Annotated in this window: 2 protein-coding genes and 1 pseudogene; all 3 read left to right on the forward strand. The window is 67.3% G+C overall.

Features of this window, described 5'->3' with window-relative positions; translation table 11 throughout:
• Positions 1-119 precede the first annotated feature (119 nt).
• On the forward strand, positions 120-3,524 hold the full coding sequence (locus OH705_RS17310; protein ID WP_267302615.1) for an amino acid adenylation domain-containing protein: 3,405 nt from the start codon (positions 120-122) through the stop codon (positions 3,522-3,524).
• A complete protein-coding gene (locus OH705_RS17315; protein ID WP_323873495.1) occupies positions 3,521-14,473 on the forward strand; it encodes a non-ribosomal peptide synthetase in 10,953 nt (3,650 codons plus the stop codon). The genes OH705_RS17310 and OH705_RS17315 overlap by 4 nt, the downstream gene beginning before the upstream one ends.
• A 27-nt stretch (positions 14,474-14,500) precedes the next feature.
• Positions 14,501-24,160 (forward strand): annotated as a pseudogene (locus OH705_RS17325) (amino acid adenylation domain-containing protein); the annotation flags it as partial.
• Position 24,161 lies beyond the last annotated feature (1 nt).

A 24,161-nucleotide genomic window follows, 5' to 3' on the forward strand; every position in this document is an offset into this window, starting at 1 on the left:
TGCCGCGCAGCCCCAGGCTTTTCAGGCTCGATACCCGCTAAATCATCCCCCCTTCCATTCGTTCTTGTTGATGCGCCCGGACCTTCCGGTCGCGCCGCCGATCAGCAAGGACCCCACACATGAATGCCGCAGACGCCCAGAAACTTTCCCGCCGTTTCATCGAGTTGCCCCTGGACAAGCGTCGCTTGTTCCTCGAAGGGATGCGACGCGAGGGTATCGATTTCGCGCAGTTGCCCATGTCGTCCTGTGTCGGCCTGAGCGAGCGCGACGGCCTGTCCTACGCCCAGCTGCGCATGTGGTTCCTCTGGCAGCTGGAACCCTACAGTGCCGCCTACAACCTGCCGATGGCCGTGCGCCTGGAAGGCGAGCTGCAGGTCCAGGCGCTGGAGCGGGCCTTCACCTTGCTGGTCGGCCGCCACGAATGCCTGCGCACCACCTTCGCCCAGGACGGCGAGTGCGCCGTGCAGCGGGTGGCCGAGCCAACGCCGGTAGGCATCCAGCTGTTCGACCTGGCTGATCTGCCCGAAGCCACGCGCTGGGAGCGCGCCCACCAGCAGATGGCGGCCCAGGCCACCCAGGCCTTCGACCTCGAGCGCGGCCCGCTGTTCGGCATCGCCCTGCTGCGCCTGGCGCCCCAGGAGCATGTGCTGCTGCTGACCCTGCATCACATCATCGCCGACGGCTGGTCGATGAACGTCCTGATCGACGAATTCATGCGCAGCTACGACGCCCTGGTGGCGGGGCGCGAGCCTGCGCTGGCGGAAATCAAGGTGCACTACCGCGACTACGCGCTGTGGCAGCGCAGCTGGCTGGAGGCCGGTGAGCGCGAGCGCCAGCTGGACTACTGGCGCGAGCAACTGGGCGACGAGCACCCGTTGCTGGAGCTGCCGACCGACCGGCCTTATCCGGCCCAGCCCAGCCACCTGGGCGAGCGCCTGGAACTGGTGCTCGACGCTGGCCTGCGCGAAGATCTCAAGCAACTGGCCCAGCAGTACGGCGTGACCCTGTCCACCGTGCTGCTGGCGGTGTTCAAGACCCTGCTGCACCGCTACAGCGGGCAGGCCGACATCCGCGTCGGCGGCCTGATCGCCAACCGCAACCGCAGCGAAACCGAGGGGCTGGTCGGTTTCTTCGTCAACACCCAGGTGCTGCGCAGCCAGTTCAGCGCGCAGACGCCGTTCAGCGACCTGCTGCGCAGCCTGCACCAGGCCTCGGTCGGCGCCCAGGCGCATCAGGACCTGCCGTTCGACGCGCTGATCGAAGCCTTGCAACCCCAGCGCAGCCAGAGCCACACGCCGCTGTTCCAGGTGATGTTCAACCACCAGCCGCTGGTCACCGACCTCAAGGATGTGCGCCTGGACTGCGGCCTGCGCGTGGGCTACCTGAGCGCCGAGCAACTGGCCGGCAGCCGCCGCCAGCATGCGGCCACCAGTGACCTGATGCTCGATACCCGGGAGGAGGGCGAGCAGGTGTTTGCCGCCTTCACCTATGCCACCGATATCTTCGATGAAACCACCATCAGTGCCCTGGCCGGGCACTGGCGCAACCTGCTGCGCGCGGTGTGCAACGATCCGCGCCAGCGCCTGGGCGAGCTGCCGATGCTGGCCGAGGCCGAACGCCAGGCGTTGCTGTGCCCGGTGGCCGATGTGGCGCCGTGGGAGCCGGTGCAGCGCCTGTTCGAAACCCAGGCCGCGCGCAGCGGCGAGGCGCTGGCGCTGATCCTGGCCAATGGCGCCGAGGCGCCGTCGATGCGCTATGCCGAGCTCAACGCCCGGAGCAATCGCCTGGCCCATTACCTGCGTCGCCAGGGCGTTGGCCCCGACAGCCTGGTGGGCGTGGCCCTGGATCGTTCGCTGGACCTGGCCGTGGCCCTGCTGGCAGTGCTCAAGGCCGGTGGCGCTTATGTGCCGCTGGACCTCCAGGCACCGACCGAGCGCCTCGGCCATGTGCTTGAGGACAGTGGCCTGCAGTGGCTGTTGACCACTTCCGCGCAGTTGCCCGGCCTGCCGGCGCGGGAGGCAGTGCGCTGCCTGTGCCTGGACCAGCTGAAACTGGAAGACGAGCCGGTCGCTGACCTGCCGCTGACCGTCGTGCCCGACAACCTCGCCTATGTGATCTACACCTCCGGCTCTACCGGCCGGCCCAAGGGCGTGGCGATCAGCCACGGCGCCCTGAGCGAGTTCATTGCCCGCGCCATCGACTACAGCGACCTGCGCGAAGGCGACCGGGTGCTGCAGTTCGCCACCAGCAGCTTCGATGGTTTCGTCGAGCAGTTCTTCCCGCCGCTGTGCCATGGCGCCTGCGTGGTGCTGCGCGATACCCGCCTGTGGGACAGCGCCGCCCTGCACGAAGTGCTGATCGAGCACGGTGTGACCCTCGCCGACCTGCCGGCCGCCTACTGGTACTGGCTGGTGCAGGACTTCGCCGCGCGTCCGCCGGCCAGCTATGGCGCGCTGCGCCAGATCCACGTCGGCGGCGAGGCGATGGCGGTGGACGGGCTGCGCCTGTGGCAACTGGCAGGGCTCGGCCATGTGCGCCTGCTCAACACCTATGGCCCGACCGAGGCCACGGTGGTCTCGACCATTCACGACTGCACCGGGCTTGGCCATGAGGCAGTGTCCTGGCGTGGCATCCCCATTGGCCAGGGCCTGGCGCAGCGTCGCCTGTACATCCTCGACGATGACCTCGAACTGCTGCCCCAGGGCGCGGTGGGCGAGCTCTACATCGGCGGCCCGGGCCTGGCCCGTGGCTACCACGGCCAGCCATCACTGACTGCCCAGCGCTTCGTCGCCGATCCGTTCGCCCAGGGCGAGCGCCTGTACCGCACCGGCGACCGCGCGCGCCTGGGCGCCGATGGCGCCATCGAATACATCGGCCGCGTCGATCACCAGGTCAAGGTACGCGGTTTCCGCATCGAGCTTGGCGAGATCGAGGCGCGCCTGCAACAGTGCCCGGGGGTTCGCGAAGCGGTGGTGCTGGCCCTGCCGATGACCGGCGGCCTGCAACTGGTGGCCTACATCGTGCCTGACGCCGCCGAGCAGGACGCCGCCGAGCAGGCGCGCTTACGCCAGCAGGTGCGCAGCCTGCTCAAGGCCCGCCTGCCCGAGTACATGGTGCCCGGCCACCTGCTGCTGTTGCCGCGCCTGCCCCTCACGCCCAGCGGCAAGCTCGACCGCAAGGCCCTGCCAGCACCGGACCCGAGTGCGTTGCAGGCCGAGTACCGGGCGCCGCAGAGCGCGGTCGAGCAACAACTGGCGCAGATCTGGATGGACGTGCTGAACGTGCCGAAGGTCGGCCTGGACGATCACTTCTTCGAACTCGGCGGGCACTCGTTGCTGGCTGCCCAGGTGCTGGCGCGGATCAAGGACCAGCTGGGCCTGGTGCTGCCATTGCGCAGCCTGTTTGAACAACCGGCGCTGGGTGACCTGGCCGCCGAGCTGGCCCGGCTGCAGGGCGGCGATACGGATGACGACTGGTCGGATATGGACGCGTTCCTGGGTTCCTTGGAAGGGGTTGAGGCATGAGTGGCAACATGGCGGTACGCATTGCGAAACGGTTCGTCAGCCTGCCCCTGGAGCAGCGCCGGCAGTTCCTCGCCAAGCTGCGTGAGGACGGCAAGGACTTCAGCCTGTTGCCGGTGGTCGAGTCGCGGCACGACTTCGCCAGCATCCCCTTGTCCTTCGCCCAGCAGCGCCTGCTGTTCCTCTGGCAGCTGGAGCCGCACAGCGCGGCGTACAACATGGCGGCTGGCCTGCGCCTGAACGGTCGGCTCGACGTGGCGGCGCTGCAGCGCTCATTCGACTTCCTGGCCACGCGCCACGAGGCGCTGCGCACGGTGTTCCAGGTCGAGGGCGAACAGCCGCGCCAGGTGATCCTCGATCATCTGGCCGTGCCCCTGGAACAGGTCGACCTCACCGCCATCGCCACTGACCAGCGTGAGGCCGAGCTGGCCACGCGGGTGCGCGAGGCCAGTCACCAGCCGTTCGACCTGCTGCACGGCCCGCTGCTGCGCGCCACCCTGTACCGGCTGGCGGCCGAGGACTATGTGCTGCTGGTGTGCATGCACCACATCGTCTCCGACGGCTGGTCGATGGACGTGATGGTCAAGGAGTTCGTGCACAGCTACCAGGCGTTCACCCAGGGCCAGGCGCCGCAGTTGCCGGCGTTGGCGGTGCAGTACGCCGACTACGCCATCTGGCAGCGCAGCTGGCTGGAGGCCGGCGAGGGCGCGCGCCAGCTCGACTACTGGCGCGAGCAGTTGGGCGATGAGCAACCGCTGCTGGAGGTCGCCGCGGACTACCCGCGTCCACTGGCCCAGAGCTTCGACGGCCAGACCCTGGGCTTCGACTTCGGCGTCGAGCTGTCCCGACGCCTGGGCGGCTACGCCCGCGCCCAGGGCATGACCCTGTTCATGCTGGTGCTGACCGGTTTCTCGCTGTTCCTGTCGCGCCAGGCCGGGCAGCGCGATATCCGCATCGGCGTGCCCAACGCTAACCGCGGCCGTGCCGAGGTCGAGGGGCTGATCGGCTTCTTCGTCAACACCCAGGTGCTGCGCTGCCAGGTGGACGAACGCCTGAGCTTCGATGACCTGCTGGCCCAGGTGCGCGAAGCGGTGCTCGGCGCCCAGGCGCACCAGGAGCTGCCGTTCGAGCAACTGGTGGACGCGCTGGTGCCGGAGCGCAACCTCGGCCACAACCCGCTGTTCCAGGTCAAGTTCAACCAGAACGTCGGCATGCAGCGCCAGCGCTCGCTGGCCTTGCCGGGCCTGAGTGTCGCCGAGTACTCGCTGGACAAGGTCGGCACCCACTTCGACCTGGCGTTGGACATCACCGACGACGGTCAGCTGATCCATGGCGAAATGACCTTCGCCAGCGACCTTTACCAGCGTTCGACCGTCGAAGCCTTCATTCCGGCCTTCATCGAGCTGCTGGGCCAGCTGCTCGACGCTCCGCAACTGCCGCTGCACCGCCTGGCCGCGCCGCTGCGCAGCGAGCAGGCGCCGCAGCGTGAAGTGCCGGCGCTGGTGCTGGAACAGTGGCAGCAGCAGGTGTACCGGCAGCCCGAGGCGCTTGCCGCTTGCAGCCTGGAGCACAGCCTGAGTTTCGCCGCTCTGGACCAGGCCGCCAACCGCCTGGCCCATCACCTGCAACAGCAGGGTGTGGTCAGCGGCCAACCGGTTGCGGTGCTGATGGAGCGTTCGCTGGACTGGCTGACCTGCATGCTCGGTATCCTCAAGGCTGGCGCCGTGTACATGCCGCTGGACACCAAGGCGCCTGAAACGCGCCTGCGGCAGATGCTCGACGCCGCGCAAGCCAAGGTGCTGCTGTGCGCCGCCGACGATGCACGACTGACCAGCCTGGCCGCCGCCGATCGCCTGACCTTGGCGTATGTCCCCGAACAATGGCAGGACCTGCCGGCCAAGGCGCCGGCGCTCACGTTGTGGGCCGAATCGCCGGCCTACGTGATCCACACCTCCGGCTCCACCGGCCAGCCCAAGGGCGTGCTGGTCAGCCATGGCGCCCTGGCCAGCTACGTCGCCGGCCTGCTCGAACGCCTGGCGCTTGCGCCGGGGGCGAGCATGGCGCTGGTCTCGACCATCGCCGCCGACCTCGGCCACACCGTGCTGTTCGGTGCCCTGTGTGCCGGGCGCCTGCTGCATGTACTGCCCGAGGCGCTGGGCTTCGACCCGGACGCCTTCGCCCGCTACATGGCCGAACACCAGGTCGGCGTGCTGAAGATCGTCCCCGGCCACCTGGCGGCGTTGCTGCAAGCCGGCAACCCCGTCGATGTGCTGCCCCGGCATGCGCTGATCGTCGGTGGCGAGGCCTGCACGCCAGCCCTGGTGGAGCAGGTACGCCGGCTCAAGCCGGGCTGCCGCCTGATCAACCACTATGGCCCGAGCGAGACCACGGTCGGCGTGCTGACCCATGAAGTGGCCGCGCTCGCCGAGGGCGCCCGCGCCGTGCCGGTGGGCGAGCCCTTGCGGGGCGCCCATGTGCTGTTGCTCGACGATGTGCTCAATCCGGTGGCCGACCAGGTCGCCGGTGAGCTGTACATCGGTGGCGCCAGCGTGGCCCAGGGTTACCTGGGCCAACCGGGCCTGACCGCCGAACGCTTCCTGCCGGACCCGACGCGGTCGGGCCAGCGCCTGTACCGCAGCGGCGATCGGGTGCGGCGCAATCGTTCGGGCCAAGTGGAATTCATCGGCCGCGCCGACGACCAGGTCAAGGTGCGCGGTTATCGCGTCGAGCCGGCCGAGGTGGCGCGGGTGCTGCGGGGGCTGGACGGGGTCGCCGAAGCGGTGGTCCTGGCGCAGCCGGTGGAAGGCGACGAAAGCCGCCTGCAACTGGTCGGCTGGTGCGTGGGCCAGGGGCTGCAGGGTGAAGCCTTGCGCCAGCAACTGCAGGATCGGCTGCCGGACTACATGGTGCCGGCGCAGATCTTGGTCCTGGACCGCCTGCCGCTGACCGCCAACGGCAAGCTGGACAAGCGTGCCTTGCCGGCACCGGGCGTCGCCAGGCGCCAGTACACGGCGCCGGTCGGCGAGATCGAAGAGGCCTTGGCGGCCATCTGGGCCGAGGTGCTCAAGCTCGACCAGGTCGGCAGCACCGACAACTTCTTCGAGCTGGGCGGCGACTCGATTCTCAGCCTGCAGATCATCGCCCGGGCCAAGCGCCAGGGCATCAAGCTCAGCCCCAAGCAGCTGTTCGAGAAGCAGACCATCGGCCAGCTGGCGGCGGTGGCCAAGCGCATCGAGAAAAAGGCCGTGGCGGCCGAGCAGGTCAGTGGTTCCATGCCATTGCTGCCGATCCAGGCGCGCTTCTTCGAAACCGCTATCCCCGAGCGTCAATACTGGAACCAGGCCCTGCTGCTCAAGCCGACCCAGGCCCTTGGTGCTGACCATCTGCAAGGCGCATTGCAGGCGCTGGTCGCTCAGCACGACGCATTGCGCCTGCGCTTCACCCAGGGCGAGGCCTGGCAGGCCGAGTTCCAGCCCACCAAGGCCGACGATATCCTCTGGGTTCGTCAACTGACTGACCTGGCCGAGCTGCCGGCGTTGGCCGAGCAGGCCCAGCGCAGCCTCGACCTGGCCCAGGGGCCGCTGCTGCGGGCGTTGCTGGTAGAACTGCCTGAAGGCCAGCAGCGCTTGCTGCTGGTGATCCACCACCTGGTGGTCGACGGCGTGTCCTGGCGGGTACTGCTGGAAGACCTGCAACTGGCCTACACGGCCCTGGCCGCCGGCAAGGCGGTGACACTGGCAGCCAAGAGCAGCTCGCTCAAGGCCTGGGCCGAGCGCCTTGGCGCCTATGCCCGCAGCCCGGAGCTGCTGGCCGAGGCCGACCACTGGCTGCGCGATTTTGAAGCCGCTGGCGGCGAGTTGCCCCGCGATAACCCGACGGGCGCCCAGACCAATCGTTATGTCGCCCATGCCTCGTCACGCCTGGACGCCACGCTGACCCGCAAACTACTGCAAGTGGCGCCCGCCGCCTACCGCACCCAGGTCAACGACCTGCTGCTGGCGGCCCTGGCGCGGGTGCTGTGCGACTGGACCCGAGAGGATTCGGTACTGGTCCAGCTCGAAGGCCACGGCCGTGAAGACCTGTTCCCGGAACTGGACCTCAGCCGCACCCTCGGCTGGTTCAGCAGCCTGTTCCCGGTACGCCTGACGCCGGCCCAAGGGCTTGGCGCGGGGCTGTGCGCAATCAAGGAACAACTGCGAGCGGTGCCGAACAAAGGCATCGGCTATGGCGTGCTGCGCTATCTCGGCGAGCCTGACCTGCGCGAGCGCCTGCAGGCGCTGCCACGGCCACGGGTGACCTTCAACTACCTCGGCCAGTTCGACGGCAGCTTCGCCCAGGCCGAGGGCGCCTTGTTCACTCCGGCCAGCGAGGCCAGCGGCGCCACCCAGGACCTGGACAGCCCGCTGGGCAACTGGCTCGGCATCAACGGCCAGGTCTACCAGGGCGAGCTGGAGCTGGACTGGAGCTTCAGCCGCGAGGTGTTCCATCCAGGGACCATCGAGGCCCTGGCGCGCCGCTACGAGCAGGTGCTGGCCGAGCTGGTTGAGCATTGCGCCCAGGCGCCGCACCAGGGCGTCACGCCATCGGACTTCCCACTGGCCGAGCTGACCCAGGCGCAACTGGACAGCTTGCCGCTGGCTGCGGGGGACATCGAAGACCTCTATCCGCTGTCGCCGATGCAGCAGGGCATGCTGTTCCATAGCCTCTACGAGCAGGACGCGGGCAACTACATCAACCAACTGCGCGTGAACGTGCAGGGGCTGGATGTGGCACGCTTCCGCGCGGCCTGGCAGGCGGTGGTGGACAATCACGAAGTGCTGCGCAGCTGCTTCCCGCAGGACCTGCCGTTGCCTGTGCAGGTGGTGCGGCGCCAGGTGCAGGTGCCGTTCGTCGAACTCGGCCAGGCCCAGGACCTGGACGCCGTGGCCCAGGCCGAGCGCCAGGCCGGCTTCGACCTGGCCAGCGGCCCGCTGCTGCGCCTGACACTGATCCGCACGGCTGACGGCGGCCATCACCTGATCTACACCAGCCACCATATCCTGATGGACGGCTGGAGCAGCTCGCGCCTGCTCGGCGAGGTGCTGCAGCGTTACAGCGGCGTCGCCCCGAGCGCCAGGACCAGCCGCTACCGCGACTATATCCAGTGGCTGCAAGGCCAGGACCAGCAGGCCAGCGAAACCTTCTGGCGCGCCCAGGTGGCCGAGCTGGACGAGCCAACGCGACTGGTACAGGCGTTCAAGTCCTCGGCCCAGGGGCGAGGCCATGGCAGCCTGGCGCTGCGCTTCGAACCGCAACAGACCCAGCAATTGGCGGACTTCGCCCGGGAACAGCGGGTCACCCTCAACACCCTGGTCCAGGCCGCGTGGCTGTTGCTGTTGCAACGCTACACCGGCCAGGCCAGCGTGGCCTTCGGCGCCACCGTGGCCGGCCGTCCGGCGGAGCTCGCGGGCGTCGAGGAGCAGCTGGGGCTGTTCATCAACACCTTGCCGGTGGTCGCCAGCCCACGCCCGGAACAGACCGTGGGCGACTGGGTGCAGCAGGTGCAGGCGCTGAACCTGGCCCTGCGCGAGCACGAGCACACGCCGTTGTACGAGATCCAGCGCTGGGCCGGCTGGAGTGGCGAGGCGCTGTTCGACAACATTCTGGTATTCGAGAACTACCCGGTCGCCGAGGCGCTGCAACAGGGCGCGCCGCAAGGCCTGCAGTTCGGCGAGGTGCAGAACCAGGAACAGACGAACTACCCGCTGACCCTGGTGGTGCAGGTGGGCGAGCGCCTGGAGGCGAGCTTCAGTTTCGATCTCCAGTGCTTCAGCGAGCTGGCCATCTACCAGCTGGCGGGGCACTTCCGGCACCTGCTCGCGCAGTTGGCGGCTGATGGTCAGCGTGCCCTGGGTGCGCTCAGCCTGCCGGTGGAAGACCAGCAGGTGGTTGCCAGCTATCCAAGTACGGCTTGCACCCAGGAGCTGATCGAAGCGCAGGCGGCGCGCACGCCTGAAGCGATCGCCGTGACTTTCGCCGGGCAGGCGTTGAGCTATGACCAGCTCAACCGCCGTGCCAACCGCCTGGCGCACAAGCTGCGCGCGCAGGGCGTGGGGCCGGATGTGCTGGTGGGCATCGCGGTGGAGCGTGGTTTCGAGATGATCGTCGGTCTGCTGGCGATCCTCAAGGCCGGGGGCGCCTATGTGCCGCTGGATCCGGAGTACCCTCAGGATCGCCTGAGCTACATGATGGAGGACAGCGGCATTCAGTTGCTGCTGACTCAAGGCCATCTGCTGGCCGGGCTGCCGGTGCCGGCGCACGTGCGCAGCCTGTCTCTCGAAGATGATTTGACCGACTATAGCGACGAAAACCCCGAGCACCTGACCCAGCCAGACAACCTGGCCTATGTGATCTACACCTCGGGCTCGACCGGCAAGCCAAAAGGCACGCTGCTGCCGCACCACAACCTGCTGCGCCTGTTCAAGGCCACCGATGCCTGGTTCGGCTTCGGCCCGCAGGATGTGTGGACACTGTTCCACTCGTACGCCTTCGACTTCTCGGTGTGGGAGATTTTCGGTGCGTTGCTGCACGGTGGCCGTCTTGTCATCGTTCCGCGTGAAGTGACCCGTTCGCCGGAGGACTTCCACCAGTTGCTGGTGGAGCAGGGCGTGACCGTGCTGAACCAGACCCCATCGGCGTTCAAGCCGCTGATGCGCGTGGCCTGTGACAGTGCATCCGACCTTTCGCTGCGCTACGTGATCTTCGGCGGCGAAGCCCTGGATGTGGCCGCGTTGCAACCGTGGTTCGAGCGCTTCGGCGAGGATTGCGACAACCTGATCAACATGTACGGCATCACCGAGACCACGGTCCACGTGACCTACCGGCCGATCCGCTTCGCCGACACGCAACAGGCGGGCAGCCCGATCGGTGCGGCGATCCCGGACCTGTCGATGTACGTGCTGGACGCCGATTTCAATCCGGTGGCCAAGGGCTGCACGGGCGAGCTGCATGTCGGCCATGCCGGCTTGGCAAGGGGTTACCACAACCGTGCCTCGCTGACCGCCGAACGCTTCGTGCCGGACCCGTTCTCCAGCGAAGGCGGGCGCCTGTACCGCACCGGCGACCTGGCGCGTTACCGCGAACAGGGCGTGATCGAGTACGTGGGCCGGATCGACCACCAGGTGAAGATCCGTGGCTTCCGTATCGAACTGGGCGAGATCGAAGCGCGCCTGCAAGAACATGCGGCGGTGCGCGAAGTGCTGGTGCTGGATATCGACGGGGCAGGTGGCAAGCAACTGGCCGCCTACCTGATTGCTCAAGATTCATCAGCCGACCATGCAACCCTGCGTGACACGCTGAAACAGCACCTGAAAGCCGACCTGCCGGACTACATGGTGCCGACGCACTTCCTGGTCTTGGACCAGTGGCCACTGACCGCCAACGGCAAGCTGGACCGCAAGGCGTTGCCGAAGCCGGACGCCAGCCAGCTGCAACAGGGCTACGTGGCCCCGCGCACGGCGCTGGAGCAGCAACTGGCGGCGATCTGGGCGGAGGTGCTCAAGGTCGAGCAAGTGGGCCTGCACGACAACTTCTTCGAACTCGGCGGCCACTCGTTGCTGGCCACCCAGGTGACCTCGCGGATCCGCCAGCGCCTGAATGTGGAAGTCCCGCTGCGCAGCCTGTTCGAATCCGCCGACCTGCAAGCCTTCGCCCAGACCACCGGCCAAGGTGCGGCCAGCCAGGCACCGGCGTTCAGCGTCGTTGACCGCAACCAGCCGTTGGCCTTGTCCTACGCCCAGCAACGCCAGTGGTTCCTCTGGCAGCTGGAACCGGCCAGCGCTGCCTACAACATCCCTTCGGCCCTGCGCCTGCAAGGCGAGCTGGATATCGAGGCACTGCGCAGCAGCTTCGCCGCGCTGATCGCCCGTCACGAAACCCTGCGCACTACCTTCCGCCAGCAGGGCGACAGTGCCGAGCAGGTGGTGCATGCGCGGCTGGAAACGCCGCTGGACATTACCACGGCCGTTCTGGACGAAGCCGGCGTGCAGGCCTGGGTCGAGAAGCAGGTATGCCAGCCGTTCGACCTGGAACACGGCCCGCTGCTGCGCGCCCGCCTGCTGCGCCTGGCCGCCGACGAGCATGTGCTGGTGCTGGTCCTCCACCATATCGTTGCCGACGGCTGGTCGATGCCGATCCTGGTCGACGAACTGGTGCGCGGCTATGAAAGCCATCTGCAAGGCCAGGCCCCGCAACTGCCGGCGCTGGCCTTCCAGTACGCCGACTACGCGGCCTGGCAGCGCCAGTGGATGGAAGCCGGTGAGCAACAGCGTCAGCTCGACTACTGGCAGGCGCGCCTGGGCAGCACCCAGCCGATCCTCGAGCTGGCCACCGATCGCCCGCGCCCCGTGGTGCAGCAGTATGAGGGTGCGCGCCTGCCGGTGGATCTCGAGCCAAGCCTGGTTGCCCAGCTCAAGACGCTGGCCGGGCAGCATGACGTGACCCTGTTCATGCTCCTGCTGGCTTCGTTCCAGGCTTTGCTGCATCGCCACAGCGGCCAGTCGGACATCCGCGTCGGCGTGCCGGTGGCCAACCGCACCCGGGCCGAGACCGAAGGCCTGATCGGCTTCTTCGTCAACACCCAGGTGCTGGATGCGCGCTTCGAACCGCAGATTCGTTTCGACGAGCTGCTGCAACAGGTCAAGCACACCGCCCTGGGCGCCCAGGCGCACCAGGAGCTGCCCTTCGAGCAACTGGTCGAAGCCCTGCAGCCCGAGCGCAGCCTGAGCCACAGCCCGCTGTTCCAGGTGATGTTCAACCACCAGACCCAGGTGCTGGGTGAATCCCGCGTACTCGCAGGCCTCAGCCTGCAGGGTCTGGTATCGGACAAGCAGACCGCACAGTTCGACCTGACCCTGGACACCGCCGAACACGAAGGCGGCCTGAGCGCGACCCTGACCTACGCCACCAGCCTGTTCGAGCCGGCGACCGTGGCGCGCATGGCCGAGCACTGGCGCAACCTGTTGCAGGGCATCTGCCAGGACGCCGGGCAGCGCGTCGCCGAACTGCCGTTGCTGAGCCGCGAGGAGCGCGAGCGCACCCTGTACGCCTGGAACGACAGCGCCGCCGACTACCCGCGCGGGCAGACCGTCCAGCAGCTGATCGAGGCACAGGCTGCCCGCACGCCGCAGGCCGTCGCCGCAGTCCTGGGCGAGCAGTCGCTGAGCTACGCGCAACTGAACCAGCGCGCCAACGCCCTGGCCCACCACCTGCGCAGCCTGGGCGTCGGCCCCGATGTGCTGGTGGGGATCGCGGTGGAGCGCAGCCTGGACATGCTCGTCGGCCTGCTGGCGGTGCTCAAGGCCGGCGGCGCCTACGTGCCGCTGGATCCGCAGTTCCCCGAGGACCGCCTGGCCTACATGATGGAGGACAGCGGCATCGCGCTGCTGCTGACTCAGTCCAGCCTGGTGCAACGCCTGCCGATCCCGCCGCAGGTGCGCAGCCTGTGCCTCGACCAGGCGCTGCCGGGCGAGTACAGCCAGGACAATCCGCGCCCGCTGGCACACCCGGAAAACCTTGCCTATGTGATCTACACCTCCGGCTCCACCGGCAAGCCCAAGGGCGTGACCATCCGCCACGACGCGCTGGTCAACTTCCTCTGCAGCATGGCGCGCCAGCCGGGTATCGATGCTCGCGACAAGGTGCTGTCGCTGACCTCGCTGTCGTTCGATATCGCGGGCCTCGAGCTGTACCTGCCGCTGCTGCGCGGTGCCTGCGTGGTGCTGCTGGGCGAACAGGTGAACAAAGACCCGCAGGCGTTGCTGGCGGTGATCCAGGTCCAGGCGGTCAGCGTCGTCCAGGCCACCCCGTCGACCTGGCGCATGCTGCTGGACGCCGCGGCGCCTGGAGCCTTCGCCGGCAAGAAGGTACTGTGCGGCGGCGAGGCGCTGAGCGCCGAGCTGGCCCAGCGCCTGATCGCCCAGGCCGGGCATGTGTGGAACGTCTATGGCCCGACCGAGACCACCATCTGGTCGGCCTGCCATTACCTGACCGACAGCGACGACGTGTGGCTGGGGCGGCCGTTGGCCAACACCCGCCTGCACGTGGTCAGCGACGAGCTCGACGTGCTGCCGCAAGGCGCGCGTGGCGAGTTGCTGATCGGCGGCGACGGCCTGGCGCGGGGTTACCACAACCGCCCGGGCCTGACCGCCGAGCGTTTTGTCCCGGACCCGTTCGCCAGCGAGCCGGGCGCGCGCCTGTATCGCACCGGCGACCTGACCCGCTATCGCGAGGACGGGGTGATCGAGTACGTCGGGCGTCTGGACCACCAAGTGAAGATCCGTGGCTTCCGTATCGAACTGGGCGAAATCGAGGAGCGCCTGCTGTTGCATCCGGCGATCCGCGAGGCCGCGGTGATAGATATCGATGGCCCGGCTGGCAAGCAGTTGGCCGCCTACCTGGTGCTGCACGATGCGCAGCAAAGCGTGGAAGCGCTGCGCGGCGAGCTGCGTGCGCACCTAAAGGCCGGCCTGCCGGACTACATGGTGCCGAGCCATCTGGTCGGCCTGGCACGCATGCCGCAGACCCCCAACGGCAAGCTCGACCGCAAGGCCCTGCCGCTGCCGGATGCCAGCCAGCTGCAGGCAGCCCACGTGGCACCGGTCACGGAGCTGGAGCGCAAGCTGGCGGCGATCTGGGCCGAGGTGCTGCAGGTCGAGCGGGTGGGCCTGCAGGACAACTTCTTCGACCTCGGCGGGCATTCGCTGCTGATCGTCCAGGTGATCGGCCGGGTGCGCGAACAACTGGGCGTCGACCTGAGTCTCAACGAGCTGTTCGAGCAGGCCACGCTGGCCGACTTCAGCCAGGTGGTGGAGCGCAAGTCGGGGCAGGTCGCCAACGCCCATGACGAGCTGACTAAATCCTTGGAGGCCTTGAAACGTCTTACTGCACAGGAAATAGATAATCTGATCGCTTAGCGGGAGACATTCAAAGTGCAAGAGCTGCTCGACTCCGTAAAGTCGCTGTCCACCAGGGAGCGCAAGGCATTGGCAGCCTTGCTCAAGCGCCAGGGTGTCAACCTCTACGGGGTCACCCCGATCTTCAGAAGGGACTCGGCGGACGGGGCAGCGCTTTCCTATGCACAGCAGCGCCAGTGGTTCCTCTGGCAGCTCGACCCGCACAGCGCCGCCTACAACATCCCGGCGGCGCTGCGGCTCAAGGGCGCGCTGGATGTCGAGGCGTTGCAGCGCAGCTTCGACAGCCTGGTGGCGCGCCACGAAACCCTGCGCACCACCTTCCGCCAGGAAGGTGACGGGGCGGTGCAGATCGTCCATCCGCCAATGCCCGTGGCGCTGGCGGTGGAGCCCTTCGTGCCTGCGGATTCGACGGATCTGCAGGCAGCCATCCGCGCGCGCGTGGAGGCCGAGGTCCAGCAGCCGTTCGACCTGGAGCATGGACCGTTGCTGCGGGTCAGGCTGCTGGTGCTGGGGCCTGAAGAGCATGTGCTGATCCTGACCGTGCACCATATCGTTTCCGATGGCTGGTCCACGCCGATTCTGGTGGACGAGCTGATCCGCCTGTACGAGGGCTTGCGCACGGGCTCGCCGGTGACCCTGGCCGAGCTGCCGATCCAGTACGCCGACTACGCCCTGTGGCAGCGCGACTGGATGGAGGCGGGCGAGCAGGAGCGCCAGCTCGGTTATTGGCGCGAGCAGCTGGCGGGCGAGCAGCCGTTGCTGGAGCTGCCTGTCGACCGCCCGCGGCCGTCGGTGCAGAGCTTCCAGGGCGCACGCCTGGCCATCGATATCGATGCCTCCCTGGCGCAGGGGCTCAAGGCCCTGGCGCGCCAGCAGGGGGTGACCCTGTTCATGCTGTTGCTGGCCTCCTTCCAGACCCTGCTGCATCGCTACAGCGGGCAAGCCGACATCCGTGTCGGGGTGCCGGTGGCCAATCGTACCCGCGCCGAAACCCAAGGGCTGATCGGCTTCTTCGTCAACACTCAGGTGCTCAAGGCTGAGTTCGCGCCGCAGACTACCTTTGCCGCGTTGCTGCAGCAGGTGCGTGAAACCTCGCTGCAGGCCCAGGCGCACCAGGACCTGCCGTTCGAGCAACTGGTCGAGGCGCTGCAGCCCGAGCGCAGCATGAGCCACAACCCGTTGTTCCAGGTGCTGTTCAACCACCAGGCCGAAAGCCCGGGCATGGTCCGTGAGCTGGGCGGGTTGCAGGTCCAGGGCTTGAGCTGGGAAGGGCAGACCACCCAGTTCGACCTGATCCTCAACACGGCCGAGCACGAGGGTGGGCTGATTGCGGCGTTCACCTATGCCACCTCGCTGTTCGATGCGGCCACGGTCGAGCGCATCGGCCGGCATTGGCGCAATCTGTTGCAGGGCATCTGCGCCGATCACGCCCAGCGCGTGGCGCAGTTGCCGTTGCTCGATTCGGCAGAGCTGGGGGCGTGGACGGCTGATGTGCGGCGCTACCCGAGCACCGAGTGCGCCCAAGCGCTGATCGAGCAGCAGGCGGCGCGCACGCCTGAGGCGATCGCCGTGACCTTCGCCGGCCAGGCGCTGAGCTACGACCAGCTCAACCGCCGCGCCAATCGCTTGGCGCATAAACTGCGCGCGCAGGGCGTGGGGCCGGATGTGCTGGTGGGCATCGCGGTGGAGCGCGGGTTCGAGATGATCGTCGGCCTGCTGGCGATCCTCAAGGCCGGGGGCGCCTATGTGCCGCTGGATCCGGAGTACCCACAGGACCGCCTGAGCTACATGATGGAAGACAGCGGCATCGCACTGCTGCTGACTCAAGAGCATCTGCTGGCCGACCTGCCTGTGCCGGCGCAGGTGCGCAGCCTGTCTCTCGAAGATGATCTGGCTGGCTACAGCGACGAAAACCCCGAGTACCTGACCCAGCCGGACAACCTGGCCTATGTGATCTATACCTCGGGTTCCACCGGCAAGCCAAAAGGCACGCTGCTGCCACACCACAACCTGCTGCGCCTGTTCAAGGCGACGGACGCCTGGTTTGGCTTTGATGCGCAGGACGTGTGGACGCTGTTCCACTCGTACGCCTTCGACTTCTCGGTGTGGGAGATCTTCGGTGCGCTGCTGCACGGTGGCCGCCTGGTGATCGTCCCGCGTGAAGTGACTCGTTCGCCGGAAGACTTCCATCAGTTGCTGGTGGAGCAGGGCGTGACCGTGCTGAACCAGACCCCATCGGCGTTCAAACCGCTGATGCGCGTGGCCTGTGACAGTGCATCCGATCTTTCGCTGCGCTACGTGATCTTCGGCGGCGAAGCCCTGGATGTGGCTGCACTGCAACCGTGGTTCGAGCGCTTCGGCGAGGATTGCGACAACCTGATCAACATGTACGGCATCACCGAGACCACGGTGCATGTGACCTACCGGCCGATCCGTTTTGCTGACACGCAACAGGCGGGCAGCCCGATCGGTGCGGCGATCCCGGATTTGTCGATGTATGTGCTGGATGCCGACTTCAACCCGGTGGCCAAGGGCTGCACGGGCGAGCTGCATGTCGGCCACGCTGGCCTGGCACGGGGTTACCACAACCGTGCCTCGCTGACCGCCGAACGCTTCGTACCGGACCCGTTCTCCGGCGAAGGCGGACGCCTGTACCGCACCGGCGACCTGGCGCGTTACCGCGAACAGGGCGTGATCGAGTACGTGGGCCGGATCGACCACCAGGTGAAGATCCGCGGCTTCCGTATCGAACTGGGCGAGATCGAAGCACGCCTGCAAGAACATGCGGCGGTGCGTGAAGTGCTGGTCCTGGATATCGACGGGGCAGGGGGTAAGCAACTGGCTGCCTACCTGATCGCTCAAGATCCATCAGCCGACCATGCAACCCTGCGCGACACGCTGAAACAGCACCTGAAAGCCAACCTGCCGGACTACATGGTGCCGACGCACTTCCTGGTCCTGGACCAGTGGCCACTGACCGCCAACGGCAAGCTGGACCGCAAGGCCCTGCCCAAGCCGGATGCCAGCCAGCTGCAGCAGGGCTACATGGCCCCACGCACGGCGCTGGAGCAGCAGCTGGCGGCGATCTGGGCCGAGGTGCTGAAGGTCGAGCAAGTTGGCCTGCACGACAACTTCTTCGAACTCGGCGGCCACTCGTTGCTGGCCACCCAGGTCACCTCGCGCATCCGCCAGCGCCTGGACCTGGAAGTCCCGCTGCGCAGCCTGTTCGAATCCGCCGACCTGCAAGCCTTCGCCCAGGCCGCAGGCCAAGGTGCGGCCAGCCAGGCGCCGGCGTTCAGTGTCGTGGATCGCAACCAGCCGTTGGCCTTGTCCTACGCCCAGCAACGCCAGTGGTTCCTCTGGCAGCTGGAGCCGGCCAGTGCTGCCTACAACATCCCTTCGGCCCTGCGCCTGAAGGGCGAGCTGGACATCGAGGCGCTGCGCAGCAGCTTCGCCGCGCTGATCGCCCGCCACGAAACCCTGCGTACTACCTTCCATCAGAAAGGTGAACAGGCCTGGCAACGCATCCATGGCGCAGGTGATTTCGACCTGCCTGTCGAACCGGTAACAAGCGAGGCGCTGCAGGCGCGGATCGCGCAGGAGACCGCGCAGCCGTTCGACCTGGAGCACGGCCCGTTGCTGCGCGCCCGCCTGCTGCGCCTGGCCGCCGACGAGCATGTGCTGGTACTGACCCTGCACCATATCGTCGCCGATGGTTGGTCGATGCCGATCATGGTCGATGAAGTGGTGCGTCTGTATGCCGGGTACCGTCAGGGCGCCGAGGCGCAACTGCCGGCCCTGGCGTTCCAGTACGCCGATTATGCCGCCTGGCAGCGCCAATGGATGGCGGCGGGCGAGCAGGCGCGCCAGCTCGACTACTGGCGCCAGCAACTGGGCGACGAGCAACCGGTGCTGGAGTTGCCTGCCGACCGCCCACGCCCGTTGCAGCTGAGTCATGCCGGGGCACGCCTGGATATCCACCTGGAGCCGGAACTCGCCGAGGCGCTGAAAGCCACCGCACGGCAACAGGGCGTGACCCTGTTCATGCTGTTGCTGGCCTCGTTCCAGGTGCTGCTGCACCGCCTCAGTGGTCAATCGCAGGTGCGCGTCGGCGTCCCGGTCGCCAACCGCAACCGGGCCGAGACCGAGGGCCTGATCGGCTTCTTCGTCAACACCCAGGTGCTCAAGGCTGAGTTCGCGCCGCAAACCACCTTCGCCGGGTTGCTGCAACAGGTCCGGCACACCGCCGTGCAGGCCCAGGCGCACCAGGACCTGCCGTTCGAGCAACTGGTCGAGGCGCTGCAGCCCGAACGCAGCCTGAGCCACAGCCCGCTGTTCCAGGTGCTGTTCAACCACAAGGCGGAAAACCCCGGCATGGCCCAGGAACTGGCCGGGCTGCGGATCGAGGGGCTGGGTTGGGAAGACCGCAGCACCCAGTTCGACCTGGTCCTGAATACGGTCGAGCACGACGCGGGGTTGAGCGCCATCCTGACCTACGCCACTGCATTGTTCGATCCGGCCACTGCCGAGCGTCTGGGCAGGTACTGGCGCAATCTGCTGCAGGGCATCTGCCAGGACAGCGCCCAACGCGTGGCGCAGTTACCGTTGCTCGACGCGCTCGAGCTGGATGAGTGGCAAGCGCATGTACAACGTTACCCAAGCTCCGAGTGCGCTCACGCGCTGATCGAGCAGCAGGCGGCGCGCACGCCTGAAGCGATCGCCGTGACCTTCGCCGGGCAGGCGCTGAGCTACGACCAGCTCAACCGCCGCGCCAACCGCCTGGCGCACAAGCTGCGCGTCGAGGGCGTGGGGCCGGATGTGCTGGTGGGCATCGCGGTGGAGCGTGGGTTCGAGATGATCGTCGGCCTGCTGGCGATCCTCAAGGCCGGCGGCGCCTATGTGCCGCTGGACCCGGAATACCCGCAGGATCGCCTGAGCTACATGATGGAAGACAGCGGCATTCAGTTGCTGCTGACTCAAGGCCATTTGCTGGCCGGCCTGCCGGTACCGGCGCAGGTCCGTAGTCTGAAGCTGGAAGATGATCTGGCCGGCTACAGCGACGAAAACCCCGAGCATCTGACCCAGCCGGACAACCTGGCCTATGTGATCTACACCTCGGGCTCGACCGGCAAACCGAAAGGCACCTTGCTGCCGCACCACAACCTGCTGCGTCTGTTCAAGGCCACCGATGCCTGGTTCGGCTTCGGTGCGCAGGATGTGTGGACGCTGTTCCACTCCTACGCCTTCGACTTCTCTGTGTGGGAGATCTTCGGTGCGCTGCTGCACGGCGGTCGTCTGGTTATCGTGCCGCGTGAAGTGACCCGTTCGCCGGAAGACTTCCATCAGTTGCTGGTGGAGCAGGGTGTGACCGTGCTGAACCAGACCCCATCGGCGTTCAAGCCGCTGATGCGTGTGGCCTGTGACAGCACTGCCGATCTGGCGCTGCGCTACGTGATCTTCGGCGGCGAAGCCCTGGATGTGGCTGCATTGCAACCGTGGTTCGAGCGCTTCGGGGAGGATTGCGACAACCTGATCAACATGTACGGCATCACCGAGACCACGGTGCATGTGACCTACCGGCCGATCTGTTTTGCTGACACGCAACAGTCGGGCAGCCCGATCGGTGCGGCAATTCCGGACCTGTCGATGTATGTGCTGGACGCCGACTTCAACCCGGTGGCCAAGGGCTGCACGGGCGAGCTGCATGTCGGCCACGCCGGCCTGGCGCGGGGTTACCACAACCGCGCCTCGCTGACCGCCGAACGTTTCGTGCCGGACCCGTTCTCCAGTGAAGGCGGGCGTCTGTACCGCACCGGCGACCTGGCGCGTTACCGCGAACAGGACGTGATCGAGTACGTGGGCCGGATCGACCACCAGGTTAAGATCCGTGGCTTCCGTATCGAGCTGGGCGAGATCGAAGCCCGCCTGCAAGAGCATGCGGCGGTGCGTGAAGTGCTGGTGCTGGATATCGACGGGGCAGGGGGCAAGCAACTGGCTGCCTACCTGATCGCTCAAGATCCAGCTGCTGATCATGCAGCCCTGCGTGACACGCTGAAACAGCACCTCAAAGCCAACTTGCCGGACTACATGGTGCCGACGCACTTCCTGATCTTGGACCAGTGGCCATTGACCGCCAACGGCAAGCTGGACCGCAAGGCCTTGCCCAAGCCAGACGCCAGCCAACTGCAACAGGGCTACGTGGCCCCGCGCACGGCGCTGGAGCAGCAACTGGCGGCGATCTGGTCCGAGGTGCTGAAGATCGAGCAGGTCGGCCTGCACGACAACTTCTTCGAACTCGGTGGCCACTCGTTGCTGGCTACCCAGGTCACCTCGCGGATCCGTCAGCGCCTGAATGTGGAAGTGTCGCTGCGCAGTCTGTTCGAGTCCGCCGACCTGCAGGCCTTCGCCCAGGCCGCAGGCGAGGGTGCGGCCAGCCAGGCCCCCGCCATTACCGTGGCGGATCGCAACCAGCCGCTGGTGCTGTCGTACGCCCAGCAGCGCCAGTGGTTCCTCTGGCAACTGGAGCCGGATAGCGCCGCCTACCACATCCCTGCAGCCTTGCAGCTGAAGGGGCGACTGAACCCCGAGGCGTTGCGTCAGGCCTTCGAGACCCTGATCGCTCGCCATGAGAGCCTGCGCACCACCTTCGATCAGCAAGGCGGCGAGGCGCAGCAGCGTATCCACGCGCCCGCGACGTTCACCCTGGTCATGGAATCGCTGCAGGACACCTCCACCGAGGCGGTCCGCGAGCGCGTGGCTCGGGAGATCCAGCGCCCGTTCGACCTGACCCAGGGGCCGCTGCTGCGGGTGCGCCTGCTGCGCCTGGCCGAGGACGACCACGTGCTGGTACTGACCCTGCATCATATCGTCGCCGATGGCTGGTCGATGCCGATCATGGTCGATGAAGTGGTCGACGCCTACCTGGCCTTGAGCCAGGGCCGGCAACCCGAACAGCCGGTCTTGCCGGTGCAGTACGCCGACTATGCCGTCTGGCAGCGCCAGTGGATGGAGGCCGGCGAGCAGGCCCGCCAGCTGGACTACTGGCTGGCGCAGCTGGGCGGCGAGCACTATGTGCTGCAACTGCCTACCGATCATCCACGGCCCACTGTGCAAAGCCACGCCGGTCGCAGCCTCGCCATCGAGGTACCGGCGCCGCTGGTCCAGGCTTTGAAGGCGCAGGCGCGCCAGCAAGGGGTGACGCTGTTCATGCTGCTGCTGGCTTCGTTCCAGAGCTTGCTGCACCGCCAGACCGGGCAGGCCGATATCCGTGTCGGCGTGCCGATCGCCAACCGCACCCGGGCCGAGACCGAAGGCTTGATCGGCTTCTTCGTCAACACCCAGGTGCTCAAGGCGCAGTTCGAGCTGCACACGACCTTCAGCGCGTTGCTGCAACAGGTCAAGCACGCCGCCTTGCAGGCCCAGGCGCACCAGGATCTGCCGTTCGAGCAACTGGTCGAAGCGCTGCAGCCGGAGCGCAGCCTGAGCCACAACCCGCTGTTCCAGGTGATGTTCAACCACCAGGCCCAACGCTCGGACCAGGGGCGCGAACTGCCTGGGCTGAGCATCGAAGGCCTGAGCTGGGGCAACCCCACGGCGCACCTCGACCTGGCCCTGGATACTTTCGAAAGCGAACACGGCCTCGGCGCGACCCTGACCTACGTCAGCGACCTGTTCGAGCACGCCACCATCGAGCGCATGGCCGCGCACTGGCTCAACCTGTTGCAGGCAGTCAGCACCCAGCCTGCGCAGCGGATCGTCGAGCTGCCGCTGCTCGATGAGGCACAGCGCCAGGTCATCCTCGGGCAGTGGAGCCGCCACGAGGCGATCTACCCTGACCAGCGCACCGTGCAGCAGCTGATCGCCGACCAGGCCGCGCGTACCCCGCACGCCACGGCGCTGATCTGCGAAGGGCAGCAGCTCACCTACCAGGCCCTGGACCAGCGTGCCAACCAGCTGGCCCATCGCCTGCGCGAGGCGGGCATCGGCCCGGACGTGCGCGTGGGCATCGCCCTGCCGCGCAGCCTGGACATGGTGGTCGGCCTGCTGGGCGTGCTCAAGGCCGGCGGCGCCTATGTGCCGCTGGACCCCGACTACCCGCACGAGCGCCTGGCCTACATGATGGAGGACAGCGGCATCGCCCTGTTGCTCGGCCACAGCGCCCAACTGCAAGACCTGGCCGTGGCACCGCAGGTGCGCAGCCTGTGCCTGGACAGCGAGCCGCTCGATGCCTGGCCGAGCCATGCGCTGCCAGCGCTGGGCGACCCCGACAACCTGGCGTACATCATGTACACCTCCGGTTCCACCGGGCGCCCCAAAGGCGTCGGCATCAGCGCCGCGGCGCTGAGCCGACATGCCCATGTCGCCCAGGGTTTCTGCGGCCTGTCGGCGGCCGACCGGGTGCTGCAGTTCTCCACCTTCAACTTCGACGCCTTCGTCGAGCAGCTGTACCCGGCGCTGATCTGCGGCGCCAGCGTGGTGCTGCGCGGCCCGACGCTGTGGGACAGCGAGACCTTCTACCGTGAAGTGGTGACCCAGGGCATCACCTTCGCCGACCTGCCGACCGCCTACTGGTACCTGCTGGCCAAGGACTTCGCGGCCAAGGGTCCACGCGACTATGGTTCGCTGCGGCGCATCCACATGGGGGGCGAGGCCATGGCCGCCGATGGCGTGCTGGCCTGGCAACAGGCCGGGCTCGGCCATGTGCGCCTGCTCAATACCTACGGGCCGACCGAGGCCACCGTCAGCGTCATGAGCCACGACTGCAGCGCCTATGTCACCGGCGAGCAACCCCTGCCGGTGCAGATCCCGATCGGCAAGGCCCTGGGCGGTCGCTCGATCCACCTGGTGGACGCCGATGCCGACCTGGCCCTGCCGGGCGCCATCGGTGAACTGCTGGTCGGTGGCGAGCTGCTCGCCCGCGGCTATCACAATCGTCCGGGGCTGACCGCCGAACGCTTCATCCCCGACCCGTTCGCGACGACGCCGGGCGGGCGCCTGTACCGCACCGGCGACCTGGCGCGCTATCGCGAGCACGGCGTGGTCGAGTACGCCGGGCGTATCGACCACCAGGTGAAGATCCGCGGCTTCCGTATCGAGCTGGGCGAGATCGAGGCGCGCCTGCGCGAGCACCCTGCGGTGCGCGAAGTGCTGGTGGTCGATATCGATGGCCCCGGCGGCAAGCAACTGGCGGCCTATCTGGTGCCCAACACCATGCCCGAGGCCGAGGACGGCCTGCGCGCCGAGCTGAAGGCGCACCTGGGCGCCAGCCTGCCGGACTACATGGTGCCGATGTACCTGGTGCTGCTCGAACGCATGCCGTTGCTGCCCAACGGCAAGCTCGACCGCAAGGCACTGCCGACCCCCGATACCCGCCAGTCGCAGCCGGCCTATGTGGCCCCGGTCAGTGAACTGGAGCAGCAGCTGGCGGCGCTCTGGGCCGAGGTGCTGCAGGTCGAGCGGGTGGGCCTGGGCGATGACTTCTTCGAGCTGGGCGGGCACTCGCTGCTGGCGGCCCAGCTGATTTCCAAGATCAACTCGGGCCTGGGCATCGACATCCCCCTGCGCCTGCTATTCGAGAAACCGCAATTGAATGATTTTGCCCAGGCCTGTGCCAGCACCGGCTTGTCGTTGAGCGAGGACGGCTTGTCCGATATCGAAAGAATGATGAATGAAATGGCGGGCGTCTGAG

Source organism: Pseudomonas sp. BJa3 (assembly GCF_026343815.1).
GTDB classification, from domain to species: Bacteria; Pseudomonadota; Gammaproteobacteria; order Pseudomonadales; family Pseudomonadaceae; genus Aquipseudomonas; species Aquipseudomonas soli.

Bases quoted from the DNA above. Each gene is read 5' to 3' on its own strand.
- OH705_RS17310 (WP_267302615.1), top strand. From the start codon at position 120: ATGAATGCCGCAGACGCCCAGAAACTTTCCCGCCGTTTCATCGAGTTG.
- OH705_RS17315 (WP_323873495.1), top strand. From the start codon at position 3,521: ATGAGTGGCAACATGGCGGTACGCATTGCGAAACGGTTCGTCAGCCTG.